Origin of the sequence: Streptomyces sp. 4N509B (assembly GCF_052245655.1) — a bacterium.
GTDB lineage: Bacteria > Actinomycetota > Actinomycetes > Streptomycetales > Streptomycetaceae > Streptomyces.
Genome location: NZ_JBQQBZ010000021.1, coordinates 22,328 through 35,001, shown reverse-complemented (window position 1 = coordinate 35,001; position 12,674 = coordinate 22,328). Strand labels below are relative to the sequence as shown.

The 12,674-nt window shown below is 70.8% G+C and carries 12 protein-coding genes; 2 read left to right on the top strand and 10 right to left on the bottom strand.

The features are described from left to right. Positions 1-100 precede the first annotated feature (100 nt). The gene (locus ACTWP5_RS19475; RefSeq protein WP_443222297.1) at positions 101-1,462 is read right to left on the bottom strand and encodes an NYN domain-containing protein; all 1,362 of its coding nucleotides are present in this window, start codon (positions 1,460-1,462) and stop codon (positions 101-103) included. Between the two features lie 275 nt (positions 1,463-1,737). Between ACTWP5_RS19475 and ACTWP5_RS19470 the strand changes: the two genes are divergently transcribed. Then, positions 1,738-2,019 carry an Lrp/AsnC family transcriptional regulator gene (locus ACTWP5_RS19470; protein WP_443222296.1) on the top strand — a complete coding sequence of 94 codons (282 nt, stop codon included), beginning with the start codon at positions 1,738-1,740 and terminating at the stop codon, positions 2,017-2,019. 27 nt (positions 2,020-2,046) lie between these two features. Here the strand turns inward: ACTWP5_RS19470 and trpD are convergent, their stop codons facing one another. The 5 genes from trpD to ctaE form a co-directional block, all read right to left on the bottom strand. Beyond that, positions 2,047-3,078: an anthranilate phosphoribosyltransferase gene (gene trpD, locus ACTWP5_RS19465; protein ID WP_443222295.1), complete on the bottom strand. Its 1,032-nt coding sequence runs from the start codon at positions 3,076-3,078 to the stop codon at positions 2,047-2,049. Positions 3,079-3,206: 128 nt separating this feature from the next. Further along, positions 3,207-4,850 carry a cytochrome bc1 complex cytochrome b subunit gene (qcrB, locus tag ACTWP5_RS19460; protein WP_443222294.1) on the bottom strand — a complete coding sequence of 548 codons (1,644 nt, stop codon included), beginning with the start codon at positions 4,848-4,850 and terminating at the stop codon, positions 3,207-3,209. Continuing rightward, on the bottom strand, positions 4,847-5,956 hold the full coding sequence (qcrA, locus tag ACTWP5_RS19455; protein WP_443222293.1) for a cytochrome bc1 complex Rieske iron-sulfur subunit: 1,110 nt from the start codon (positions 5,954-5,956) through the stop codon (positions 4,847-4,849). The genes qcrB and qcrA overlap by 4 nt, the downstream gene beginning before the upstream one ends. Continuing rightward, positions 5,953-6,762, bottom strand: coding sequence for a cytochrome bc1 complex diheme cytochrome c subunit (gene qcrC, locus ACTWP5_RS19450; RefSeq protein WP_443222292.1), 810 nt, complete (start codon positions 6,760-6,762; stop codon positions 5,953-5,955). Before qcrC ends, qcrA begins: the two co-directional genes overlap by 4 nt. A 78-nt stretch (positions 6,763-6,840) precedes the next feature. Further along, positions 6,841-7,470 (bottom strand): aa3-type cytochrome oxidase subunit III, encoded by a 630-nt coding sequence (gene ctaE, locus ACTWP5_RS19445; RefSeq protein WP_443222291.1) that lies wholly within the window; start codon positions 7,468-7,470, stop codon positions 6,841-6,843. A gap of 106 nt (positions 7,471-7,576) precedes the next feature. Here ctaE and ACTWP5_RS19440 point away from each other — a divergent pair, with 106 nt between their 5' ends. Next, on the top strand, positions 7,577-7,978 hold the full coding sequence (locus tag ACTWP5_RS19440; protein ID WP_443222290.1) for a hypothetical protein: 402 nt from the start codon (positions 7,577-7,579) through the stop codon (positions 7,976-7,978). 98 nt (positions 7,979-8,076) lie between these two features. On the opposite strand, the gene ACTWP5_RS19435 is transcribed toward ACTWP5_RS19440, so the two are convergent. From ACTWP5_RS19435 to ctaC, 4 genes are all read right to left on the bottom strand, one after another. Beyond that, positions 8,077-9,444 carry an Ig-like domain-containing protein gene (locus tag ACTWP5_RS19435; RefSeq protein WP_443222289.1) on the bottom strand — a complete coding sequence of 456 codons (1,368 nt, stop codon included), beginning with the start codon at positions 9,442-9,444 and terminating at the stop codon, positions 8,077-8,079. Positions 9,445-9,569: 125 nt separating this feature from the next. Beyond that, the gene (locus ACTWP5_RS19430) at positions 9,570-9,968 is read right to left on the bottom strand and encodes a cytochrome c oxidase subunit 4 (protein WP_443222288.1); all 399 of its coding nucleotides are present in this window, start codon (positions 9,966-9,968) and stop codon (positions 9,570-9,572) included. Further along, positions 9,965-11,686: an aa3-type cytochrome oxidase subunit I gene (gene ctaD, locus ACTWP5_RS19425; protein ID WP_443222287.1), complete on the bottom strand. Its 1,722-nt coding sequence runs from the start codon at positions 11,684-11,686 to the stop codon at positions 9,965-9,967. The genes ACTWP5_RS19430 and ctaD overlap by 4 nt, the downstream gene beginning before the upstream one ends. Beyond that, entirely contained in the window at positions 11,683-12,651 is a 969-nt protein-coding gene (ctaC, locus tag ACTWP5_RS19420; protein WP_443222286.1) for an aa3-type cytochrome oxidase subunit II, read from the bottom strand. Before ctaC ends, ctaD begins: the two co-directional genes overlap by 4 nt. Between the last annotated feature and the right edge of the window lie 23 nt (positions 12,652-12,674).

The window sequence follows — 12,674 nt, the reverse complement described above, 5'->3', positions numbered from 1 at the left end:
CTGAGCGAGGACTTCGGGCGCCTCCGGACACCGGCCCGCGCCTCTTCGCGGCCGTCGCACGGCGCTCCGTCGGGTCCCGGCTCCGGGAGACGGTCGACCGTCAGGTGCGGGAGAGCCGCCGCAGCAGGAGCGTGGAGGAGACGGGGCGGGCACCGGCCCTGGCCACGCCGTCGGCGACCTCGCGGTCGGCGGAGACCACCACGACCGGCCGGCCCGGCGGCTCGGCCCGCACCAGGCGGCGGATCAGCTCGTCGGCGGTCTGGCCCGGCCGGCTGAAGAGCACCCGCACGCCGCGGGGCGGGGTGAGCAGCACCGGCGCGGCCAGCTCCGCGCCGTCGAACACGCAGGTCATCTCGGCGCCGGTCTGGGCGGCGAGCACCGCGAGCCCTCCCAGCAGCCGCAGCCGCTGCTTCTCCAGCGGCATCGTGGGATACCCGGTCTTCGTCACGTTGTACCCGTCGACGACCAAGTGGGACTGGGGCAACGCGAGGAGCTGGTCGAGGAGGGCGGGGTCGTCCTCGGCGAGCGCGCGCCGCGCCACGTCCTGCGGGCTCATCCCGCCGGGCTCGACGGCCTCGACCGTCTCGGCGGGTCTGAGCTCCACGGGCGGCAGGGCCAGCTCGCGCCGCAGGCCCTGCGCCGCCTCGTGCACCGTGTCCAGCAGCAGCCGCACGCGCATGTCCGCGATGCCGCGCCCCTCCCGCACCGACTTCCGGCTCGCCTCCAGCGCGGCCTCCGCCTCCGCCAGGCGGCCGCGCAGCCGCCGCGCCTCGCTCTCCAACTGCGTGCGCGCGGTGGCCGACTCCGACCGCAGCTCGTCGAGCTCCGCGCGGAGCCTGCGCAGCGCGGCCTCGCCGCGCCGCACGTCGCTCTGGGCGGCGCGCAGCTTGCGGCGCACGGCGTCGGACTCCTTGCGCGCCGCCTCCAACTCCGTGCGCAGCCGGTCGCCCTCCACGCGCACCTGGGTGCGCAGCTCGGTCAGCTCCTCCCGCATCCGGGAGAGTTCGCGTTCGCGCTCCTGCTCCTCGTGCTCGGCCTGGGCCCGTTGCGCCTCCTCGCCGGCCGCGGCGACGAGCTTGGACCAGCCGACGGGCCGCAGCACGAACGCGACGGCGGCCACGTCCACCGGATCGGCGGCGGGCGGCGGGCTGCCCTGCGACACGGCGTCGGCGAGCTCGGACTCGGCCTCGCGCAGTCTGGCCGCGACCCGCTGGCGGAAGACCCGGTCGTTCTCCAGCAGGGCGGCCATGGTGCTGCCGCCGTACCGCACGCGGTGGGCCGGGGTGAAGCGCGCGTACTGCCGCAACGGGGCGGGCAGCTCGGTGATCTTCAGGCCGGCGAAGGCGTCGCTGGCCAGCGCGATGACCCGGTGTCTGACCCGCTCGGGCAGCGGGCGGTCGAGGATCTCCTCCTCGGGCTCCGGCTGCCCGGCCGTCGCGCCGTCATCCCTGGCATCCGTCACCGCGGCACACCGTCCGTCAGCCCGGCAGACCGGGCGGGCCCCCCAGCCCGGCCGGTCCGGCCTGTTCCAGTGCGGGAAAACCCATGGTCTCGCACTCCGTTTCCGTTCACGTTGCGTGCTCGTGCTCCGCGAAAGCGGTGAACACGCCTCCAGTGTCACCCTACGGCCTGGTGGCCGTCTCGTGTGCTGCGGCGCAGGTCCCGCGAGGATCCGGGGACCCGAGGCCCTAGGGTGGCCTTGCGTACCACCAGGCGAGACGCGGGAAGAGGCTCAGAGTGATCACGTCGATCGTGCTGATCAGGACCAGTGTGGACCGTGTTCCGGAGGTAGCGGAGCAGATCGCGTCCCTGGAGGGCGTCAGCGAGGTGTACTCCGTGACCGGGCCGCACGACCTCATCGCCGTGGTCCGGGTGCGGCGGCACGAGGAGTTGGCGGAGGTGATCCCCGGGCGCATCAGCAAGGTGCCCGGGGTCGCCTCCACCGAGACCCACGTCGCGTTCCGGGCCTACTCGCAACACGACCTGGAGGCCGCGTTCGCCCTCGGGCTCGACGAGTAGGCCGGGCCTTCCGCGGTCACGCGTGGGTCACGCGTGGGTGGCCGCGACCCACCGTTCGAGGGTGGCGGCCGCCGCGCCGGAGTCGATCGACTCGGCGGCCCTGACGATGCCGGCCGCGATCTGCTCGGTCAGCGGCACGTCGCGCGGCTCCAGCGCCGCGAGGGCCGCGGCCGCGTTGAGGAGGACCGCGTCCCGCACGGGGCCGGGCTCACCCTCCAGCACGCGGCGGGCGACGTCGGCGTTGTGGGCGGCGTCGGCGCCGCGCAGCGCCGACACCTCGGCCAGCGGCAGGCCGACGGAGCGCGGGTCGAAGGCGTGCTCGACCACCTCGCCCCCGCGGACCACCCACACCGTGGAGGTGGCGGTGGTGGTGAGCTCGTCGAGCCCGTCGTCGCCGCGGAAGACCAGCGCCGAGGTGCCGCGCTCGGCGAGCACGCCGGCCATGATCGGCGCCATCCTCCGGTCCGCGACCCCCGTGGCCTGGGCCTGCACGCGGGCCGGGTTGGTCAGCGGGCCCAGGAAGTTGAAGGGGGTCGGGACGCCGAGCTCCTTGCGGGCGACGGCCACGTGCCGCATGGAGGGGTGGAACTTCACGGCGAAGCAGAAGCTGATGCCGGCCTCCACCGCGACCTCGGCGACGCGCTCGGGCGTGAGGTCGAGGTTGACGCCGAGCTTCTCCAGCACGTCGGAGGCGCCGGAGGCGCTCGACGCCGCGCGGTTGCCGTGCTTGACGACCCGGGCGCCGGTGCCGGCCACGACGATCGACGCCATCGTGGAGATGTTGACCGTCCTGGCCCGGTCGCCGCCGGTGCCGACGATGTCGACGGTGGGCCCCGGCACCTCGATCAGGTTGGCGTGCTGGTACATGGCGCGCACCAGGCCGGTGATCTCCTCGACGGTCTCGCCCTTGGCGCGCAGCGCGACGGCGAAGCCGGCGATCTGCACGTCCGTGGCCTCGCCGGCCATGATCTGGTCCATCGCCCAGGTGGCCTCGTCGGCGGTGAGGTTCTCTCCGGCGAGCAGCGTGCTCAGCACGTCGGGCCACGTGTGGGGACTCATCGTGATCACTCCTGGCGTGGTCATGCGGCATACGGATGGTCGAGCCGTCGCCCCGAAGCATAGGGCAGTCAACGACGGACGCCGGCGCCCGCTGTGCGGGGGCCGGCGTCCGTCGTCGTTCGGTGAGGCTAGTGGTGTCCGTCGCCGCTGGTGACGGCGCGGTACTCCTCGACGGTCGCCTTCGGGATCTGGGCCTGGTCGCCGAAGTACCCACGGCTGACCCTGGCACGGGCCCGCTCCACCGGGTTGATCCGCCGCCGCACGCCGTTGCCGTCGGTCTCCGGACCGATCTCCGCCGGCGCCGGCTGGTCGTGGGCGACCAGGGTGTAGAGCTGGTCGCGCGACAGGGGCTCGTGCACCTCGACGAACTCGCCGTGCGGCAGCCGCTTGATGATGCCGGTCTCCCGCCCGTGCAGCACCTTCTCCCGGTCCCTGCGCTGGAGGCCGAGGCAGACGCGCCGGGCGACGACGAACACCAGCGGCGGCAGCACGAAGAAGGCGATGCGGCAGAACCAGGTGATCGCGTTGATCGAGAGGTTGAAGTGGGTGGCCCACAGGTCGTTGCCACCGGCCATCATCGCGACGCCGAAGGCGGAGATCCAGGCGGCGCCGAAGGCCGTGCGGGTGGGCACGTTCCGCGGGCGCTGCGCGATGTTGTGCTCGCGGTTGTCCTTGGTCACCCACGCCTCGAAGAAGGGGTAGAGACCGATGGCCAACAGCAGCGCCGGGAAGACGCCCAGCGGCACCAGCAGACCGAAGTTCAGCGTGTACCCGCCGGGGATCACCCACTCCCAGCCGGGCATCATCCGCACCAGACCCTCGGAGAAGCCGAGATACCAGTCCGGTTGGACGTTGGTGGAGATGTGGTCGGGGCGGTACGGGCCGAGCACCCAGACCGGGTTGATCGTCACCGTCGCGGCGATCAGTGTGATCACGCCGAAGACCACGAAGAAGAAGCCACCGGCCTTGGCGATGTACACCGGGAGGAACGGCATGCCCACCACGTTGGTGTTGTCCCGCCCGGGGCCCGCGTAGTGGGTGTGCTTGTGGTAGACGATCAGGACCAGGTGGGCGACCACCAGGCCGAGCATGATCCCCGGCAACACCAGCACGTGGATGATGAAGAACCTCGGGATGATGTCGTTGCCCGGGAACTCCCCGCCGAAGAGGAACATCTGGATGTAGCTGCCGATGACCGGGGTGGCGAGGATGGCGCCCTCGGCGAAGCGGATGCCGATGCCGGAGAGCAGGTCGTCGGGCAGCGAGTACCCGGTCAGACCGGTGAAGATCGCCAGCACCAGCAGCAGGAAGCCGAAGAGCCAGTTGATCTCGCGCGGCTTGCGGAACGCCCCGGTGAAGAACACCCGGAACATGTGGACGAACAGGCCGACGACGAAGATCAGCGCCGCCCAGTGGTGGATCTGCCGCACGAGCAGACCACCGCGCACGTCGAAGCTGATGTCGAGGGTCGAGGCGTACGCCTCGGACATCAGCACGCCCTGCATCGGCGCGTAGGAGCCGTGGTACTCGATCTCGGCCATGCTCGGCACGAAGAAGAGCGTCAGGTACACGCCGGTGAGGATCAGGATGATGAAGCTGTAGAGCGCGATCTCCCCGAGCAGGAACGACCAGTGGTCGGGGAAGATCTTGCGCATGTTGGCCTTGGCGAGGCTGTAGAGACCGACCCTGCCGTCGGCCCAGTCGGCGATGCGCTCGCCGGCCGGCGCCTTCCCCCGGCTGCGCCGGGGGGCTTCGTCCCGTGTGGTGCTCATCCGCGCTCCCAGAAACTCGGGCCGGGGGGAACATCGAAGTCGCCGAGTGCTTCGAGGTACCCCTCATCGTTGACCGTGATACGCAGCTGCGGCAAGGGGTGGCCGGCAGGTCCGAAGAGGACCCGCGCCCCGTCGGCGAGGTCGAACGTCGACTGGTGGCAGGGGCAGAGCGCGTGGTGGGTCTGCTGCTCGTAGAGCGTGGCCGGACAGCCGATGTGGGTGCAGATCTTCGAGAAGCACAGGATGCCCTCGTACCCCCACTCGGCGGAGCGCTGGTCCCTGATGTCCTCCGGCTCCAGCCGGACCAGCATCACGGCGGCCTTGGCGATCTCCTCGGGGAAGTCGTGGTCGTGCTCGTCCAGCCCCTCGGGCCGGGCCTGCGTGAGGGAGCCGACCGTGATGTCCTCCGGCCGCAGCGGCTGCCCGGTGGCGTCGTTGACGATCAGCGTGCCCGCCCGCCACATGGTGTGGCGCAGCTTGTCCTCCGGCAGCGGCCCGAGGTCACGCAGCAGCACCAGGCCCGACAGGGGAACGAGGCCGAGCGCGCCGTAGAGGCTGCGGCGCACCAGGGAGCGGCGGCCGAACTGCGACTCGCGCGCGCCCTGCTTGAACTCCTCGATGACCCTCGCCTTGACCGGCTCGGGCGCGGAGATCGGGTGCCGCTCCTCGGAGACCTCCTCGTCGGACATCAGCGTCCGCGCCCAGTGGATGGCGCCGATGCCGATGCACAGCAGCGCGACGGCCAGCGTCAGGCCGAGCGCGAAGTGCAGCCCGCTGACGTGGCCGACGGGCCAGACGTAGACGATCTCCTCGATCGGGATCGCGACGTAGGAGGCGATGAAGCCGACCGTGGCCAGCATCGAGGTGGTGAACAGCAGCGCCACGGTGCGCTCGGAGCGCCTGGCCGCCCGCTCGTCGATGTCCTGGCGGCGGGGCTGGTGCGGCGGCAGGCCCGGGTCGGCGAACGGGTCGTCGTCCGGTACGGCCACCGCGCCGTGCGAGCCGTTCCGCTCGGCCGGCGCGTGCGCGGACGCGGCGCCACCGTGCTCGGGGGTGTCAGCCTTCGCTGGCTGCTTGTGCTCTTCGTGGTCTTCGTGGCTACTCATGACTTCTTGGCCTTCGCGGTCCGGGCGCCGATCCACACGGCCGCGGCGATGAGGAATCCGATACCGATGGTCCAGGCGAAGAGGCCTTCGCTGACAGGACCGATGCCACCGAGGGCGAACCCACCGGGGCTCGGCGCCTCGGAGGTGTTGACCGACTCGAGCCAGGCGATGATGTCCCGCTTCTCCTGGTCGCCCAGCGTGGCCTGGGGGAAGGAGGGCATGTTCGACGGGCCGGTCGCCATGGCCTCGTAGATGTACCGGGGGTCGACGTCGCGCAGGTTCGGCGCTTCCTTGCCGTGGGTCAGCGCGCCGCCCTGCCCGGTGAAGTTGTGGCACTGCGAGCAGTTGCTGCGGAAGAGCACGCCGCCGCGGGCCGCGTCACCCTCGGACGGGTCGTAGGCCGACTCGTCCGGCACCGCGGGGCCGGGGCCGAGGGAGGCGACGTACGCGGCGAGCTGGTCGATCTCCGCCTGGCTGTAGATGTTCGGCTTCTTCTCCGCCTGCGGACCGGGCTGCTGCAACGGCATGCGGCCGGTGCCGACCTGGAAGTCCACGGCCGCGGCGCCGACGCCCACCAGGCTGGGCCCGTCGCTGGAGCCCTGGCCACCAGTGCCGTGGCAGCTGGCGCAGCCGAGGTCATAGAGCTTCTTGCCCTCCTCGATGGCGAGGGACTGGGCCGAGGTGTCGGCCTGCGCCTCTTCCGCGGGGGCGAGCGTGGCGTACAGCCACCCGGTGGCCGCCAACGCGAGGAGGAGAACGACGAACGCCGCCAGTGGATGGCGTCGTCGTGCGGAGAGCTTTTTCACGGTTACCCCGGTGAGGTCTGCTGCGTGGTGGGCGGGTACGGACGATGCGGCTACGGTCGACTGTGCTCGGGGGTGGGCCTACTGGATCAGGTAGATCGTGATGAACAGCCCGATCCAGACGACGTCGACGAAGTGCCAGTAGTACGACACGACGATCGCCGACGTGGCCTGCTCGTGGGTGAAGCGACGGGCGGCGTAGGTCCTGCCCAGCACGAGCAGGAAGGCGATCAGCCCGCCGAGCACGTGCAAGCCGTGGAAGCCGGTGGTCAGGTAGAACGCCGAGCCGTACGGGCCGGAGGAGAGCGTGATCCCCTCGTGGGCGACGAGCTCGACGTACTCCGTGACCTGTCCGCCGATGAAGATCGCGCCCATGACGAAGGTGACCACGAACCAGCCGCGCAGCCGCTTCACGTCACCGCGCTCGGCCGCGAACACGCCGAGCTGGCAGGTGAGTGAGGAGAGCACCAGGATCGTGGTGTTGGTGGCCGAGAACGGCAGGTTCAGCGAGTCCGCGTTCTCCTGCCAGTACTCGGTGCCCATCACCGAGCGGAGCGTGAAGTACATCGCGAAGAGGGCCGCGAAGAACATCAGCTCGGAACTGAGCCAGATAACCGTCCCGACGCTGGTGACGTTCGGCCGGTTCACGGAGGGAACCGGTGGGGGAGCGTGCCCGGTGTCTACTGCTGTTGCTGTCGCCACGCCCGTCATTATGTCGTTCCCCTCCCGGGCGCCTGCCCCGGGGGGTGCCGTTCGGTGTGTTCGGCACCCGAGGAGTAGCATCCGGCGTGTCCGCCCCGGCTCCAGGGAGGTAACGATGCAGCGCACCGCGACGGTGCTGGTCTACAGCGACGACGTCAACACCCGCGAGCAGGTGCGGCTCGCGGCCGGGCGGCGCCCGGCCCCCGACGCCCCCCTGGTGGAGTACGTGGAGTGCGCGACGCTGCCCGCCGTGCTCTCCGAGCTGGAGGCCGGCGGCATCGACGTCTGCGTGCTGGACGGCGAGGCCGTGCCGGCCGGCGGCATGGGGGTCTGCCGCCAGATCAAGGACGAGATCTTCGACTGCCCGCCGGTGCTGCTGCTGATCGGCCGGCCGCAGGACGCCTGGCTGGCGACCTGGAGCCGGGCCGAGGCGGCGATCCCGCACCCGGTGGACCCCTCCGCCCTGGCCGCCGCGCTCGCCTCGCTGCTGCGCGAGCGGCTGCCCTCGGTGGCGTAGCGCCGGCGGGCGTGGGGCGTGTCCCGCGCCCGCCGGGGCGCCGCCCGTTCGGGTGCCGGCCGGTCGGGCGACCGGGGTGGGAAGGGCCCGTCCCGCCGTCAGATGCGGGGCTTGAGGCGGCTGGTCAGGGGCGTGGTGAGCTGTTCGCCGCTGGCGTCGGCGCCGCCGGCGTCAGGGGCGTCCCCGTCGTTCTCGCGGTCGGTGCCACGGTCGTTCTGCTGGCGCTGCGTGCCGTCGCCGGTGTCGTCCGTGGCGCCGGCGAGCGCGCTGCCCGCGAGCCACTCCTCCCAGCTCAGGTTCCAGTCGCCGAAGCCGTTGCCGAACGGCGCCATGTCCTCGCCGAAGCCGTTGACGTGCTCGACGATGTCGCCGGGCTTGACGAGGTTGAAGAACCACTCGGCGTTCTCGGTGCTGAGGCCGGTGCAGCCGTGGCTGACGTTGTCCACGCCCTGCGAGCCGACCGACCACGGGGCGCCGTGGACGTACTCGCCGCTCCAGGTGAGCCGGGCCGCCCAGTAGACGTCGAGGTCGTAGGACTCGGCACTGCCGGCGGGGATGCCGATGCTGGTGCCGTTCATCCGCACGTACTCCTCGCGGGCGAGGATGACCTTCTTGCCGTTGCGCGTGGCGAAGCCCTCCTTGCCCGTGGTGATGGGCACGGTGCGCAGCTCCTCGCCGTTCTGGTAGACGGTCATGTGGTGGGTGCTGATGTCGGCGACGGCCTCGATGCGGTCGCCGGTGGCGAGCTCCAGTGGCCCGGCGTCGGAGCCGCGCAGCCCGTCGCCGAGGGCGACGCCGGCGAGCTCCGCGTGGACGGTGATGCTGGCGCCGGCGGGCCAGTACTCGCGGGGCCGGTAGTGGAGGGTGCGGTCGTCGACCCAGTGCCAGGCGCCCTCGACGGCCGGCGTGGAGCGGACGACGAGGGAGCCCTCGACCAGGGCCCTCTCCCGCTGTCCGCTGACGGGCTTGCTGAGCTCGGCGGTGATCGGCTGGCCGACGCCGTAGGTGCCCGCCTCGGGGCCGAGGCTGACGGCGAGGCGCTCGGCGTCGGAGCGTCCGGTGCGGAAGGTGTGGGTGCCGCGGCCGGGGTCGCCGCTGTCGTCCTCCGTGGCGACCCTGACCGTGTAGCGGGACTCGGCGGCCAGGAGTGAGGTGCTGCGCCAGGCGCGGCCGTCGGCCGTGAGCTCTCCCGGCACGGGCCGGCCGGCGGCGTCGGTGGCGACCACGTCGGTGATGCGGGTCCCCGGGTCGGTGGCGGTGATCTTCAGGGGCAGGTCCGGGTCGCCCGCCGCACCGAACGAGAGCTGCTCGGTGGCGTCGTACGGGCTGCCGGTCAGGGACGAGCCGCCACCGCCCGAGCAGGCGGTGAGGCCGGTCGCCAGGGTGGCGAACAGGAGGGCGCCGCAACCAATGGCTATTCGGGGCGCTTCGGATATATGGCGCGAGAGGCGCGTTCTGGTCCTCATGGCCACACCGTACGGAGCGTGACCGCAAAGGGCGCGACGGGTGCTGCAAACGGGTCAGTCCCGGGGCGTGACGCCCCGGGACTGACCCGTTGTCGGTACCCGCTCGGCCGCCGGCCGGGCGTGGCTCACTGGTTCTGGTTCTCGCCGCGGTAGTACTCGAAGACCCAGAAGTACAGGCCGACCAGGACCAGCGGGAAGGTGAAGTACAGGAACCACCAGCCGAAGACCGGGGCCATGAAGGCGCACAGGCCACCCGCGGCCAGCAGGATCGGCGCCCAGCTGTGCGGGCTGAAGAAGCCCACCTCGCCGGCGTCGTCCGCGACGTCCGCCTCCTTGTCGTCCTGGGCCCCGGTGTCCACGCGGCGGGCGGTGAAGACCAGGTAGAAGCCGATCATGGCCGCCAGGCCGAAGGACAGGAACAGTGCCGTGGTGCCGACCGGCTCCTTGGACCACACGCCGTAGACGATGGCGCTGCCCAGCATGAAGACGGCGATCCAGCTGAAGAGATGACCCTGAATCCTCACTTGCCGGCTCCCTTGCCCACGGCGACGGCCTCACGGCCCTGCTCCAACTGGTCGAGCGCCGCCACCTCGGGGTGGTGAAGGTCGAAGGCGGGCGACTCGGAACGGATCCTCGGCAGCGTCAGGAAGTTGTGCCGGGGCGGCGGGCAGGCGGTCGCCCACTCCAGGGAGCGGCCGTAGCCCCACGGGTCGTCGACCTGGACCTTCTCGCCGTACTTCCACGTCTTCCAGACGTTGTAGAGGAACGGCAGCAGCGACATGCCCAGCAGGAAGGAGCTGATCGTCGAGACCGTGTTCAGCGCGGTGAAGCCGTCGGCCGCGAGGTAGTCGGCGTAGCGCCGGGGCATGCCCTCGGCACCGAGCCAGTGCTGCACCAGGAAGGTGCCGTGGAAGCCGACGAAGAGCGTCCAGAAGGTGATCTTGCCGAGCCGCTCGTCGAGCATCTTCCCCGTGAACTTCGGCCACCAGAAGTGGAAGCCCGCGAACATCGCGAAGACCACGGTGCCGAAGACCACGTAGTGGAAGTGGGCCACCACGAAGTACGAGTCGGAGATGGCGAAGTCCAGCGGCGGGGAGGCCAGGATGACGCCGGTCAGACCGCCGAAGAGGAACGTGACGAGGAAGCCGATCGACCACAGCATCGGCGTCTCGAAGCTGAGCGAGCCCTTCCACATGGTGCCGATCCAGTTGAAGAACTTCACACCGGTCGGGACCGCGATCAGGAAGGTCATGAAGGAGAAGAACGGCAGCAGCACCGCGCCCGTGACGTACATGTGGTGCGCCCAGACCGTCACCGACAGGCCGGCGATCAGGATCGTCGCGGCGACGAGGCCGATGTACCCGAAGATCGGCTTCCGGGAGAAGACCGGGATGACCTCGGAGACGATGCCGAAGAACGGCAGCGCGATGATGTACACCTCGGGATGGCCGAAGAACCAGAAGAGGTGTTGCCACAGGATGGCTCCGCCGTTTGCGGAGTCGAAGATGTGGGCGCCGAAGGTCCGGTCCGCCTGGAGGGCGAAGAGGGCGGCGGCGAGCACCGGGAAGGCGAGCAGCACCAGCACGCTGGTCAGCAGCACGTTCCAGGTGAAGATCGGCATCCGGAACATCGTCATGCCCGGGGCGCGCATGCAGATGATCGTGGTGATGAAGTTGACCGCGCCGAGGATCGTGCCGAAGCCGGAGAAGGCCAGGCCCATGATCCACATGTCGGCGCCGACGCCGGGCGAGTGCACCGCGTCCGACAGCGGCGTGTACGCGAACCAGCCGAAGCTCGCCGCGCCCTGCGGGGTGAGGAAGCCGGCCGTGGCCAGCAGACCGCCGAAGAGGTAGAGCCAGTACGCGAAGGCGTTCAGCCGGGGGAAGGCGACGTCGGGGGCGCCGATCTGCAGCGGCATGATCCAGTTCGTGAAGCCGGCGAAGAGCGGCGTCGCGAACAGCAGCAGCATGATCGTGCCGTGCATGGTGAACAGCTGGTTGAACTGCTCGTTGGAGACCACCTGGCTGCCGGGGCGCGCCAGCTCCGCCCGCATCACCAGCGCCATCAGGCCGCCGAGGATGAAGAAGAGGAACGACGTCACCAGGTACAGCGAGCCGATCGTCTTGTGGTCCGTGGTGGACAGCCACGAGACGACGACGCTGCCAGGGCTGCGCCGGCGTACGGGGGGCGACGCGGGCGACGCCGCCGCTCCGGCGGTCTGGTTCGGGTCGAGGATGGTCACGGCTGCCCCTCGTTGGTCTCGGCGTTCCGGGCTTCCTCCTCCTGCGGGATGCCCGCGGGGAGGTATCCGGTCTGGCCCTGCTCCGCCAGGTCCTGGAGGTAGCGGTCGTACTCCTCCGGCGAGACGACCTCCACGTTGAAGAGCATGCGGGCGTGGTCGGTGCCGCACAGCTCCGCGCACTTGCCCATGTACGTGCCCTCGTCGGTGGGCGTCACCTCGAAGACGTTGGTGTGGCCCGGGATGACGTCCTGCTTCATCAGGAACGGCAGTACCCAGAAGGAGTGGATGACGTCCCGGGAGGTGAGGACGAACTGCACCGTCTCACCCTCGGGGAGCACCAGCGTGGGCCCGGGGTTCCCGGTGTACTCGTTCCGGTCGGCGGGGGTGCCGACCTCGTAGACGCCGTCCGCGTTCTCCGGGAAGCGCTCCACGATCCGGTCGGGGATGTAGTCCGTCAGCTCGGGGGCGGTGCGCGCGTCGTTGTCGGAGGCGCCGACGGGCTCGATGTAGTTGAACGCCCAGCTCCACTGGAAACCGACCACGTTGATGATGTGGTCCGGCTCCTCCGAGGTCTCCATCAGCTCCGTCTGGTCCCGGGCCGTGAAGTAGAAGAGGACCGAGACCACGATCAGGGGCACGATGGTGTACAGCGCCTCGATCGGCAGGTTGTACCGGTTCTGGGGCGGGACCTCCACCTTGGTCCTGGAGCGACGGTGGAAGAACACGCTCCACAGGATCAGGCCCCACACCAGCACGCCGGTGGCGAGCGCGGCGGCCCACGAGCCCTGCCACAGGGACAGGATGCGAGGGGCCTCCTCCGTCACCGGGGTCGGCAAGCCCAGGCGGGGAAAGTCCTCGGATGTACAACCGGTCGCGGTTGCCAGGAGCACGCCCGCGATCAGCGCCTGCGGCAGGATCCGCCGCACGGTGCGCCGCGACGAGCGGCCGGAGCCGTTGGGACTCACGTAACGCCTTCCCGAGTGTCTCG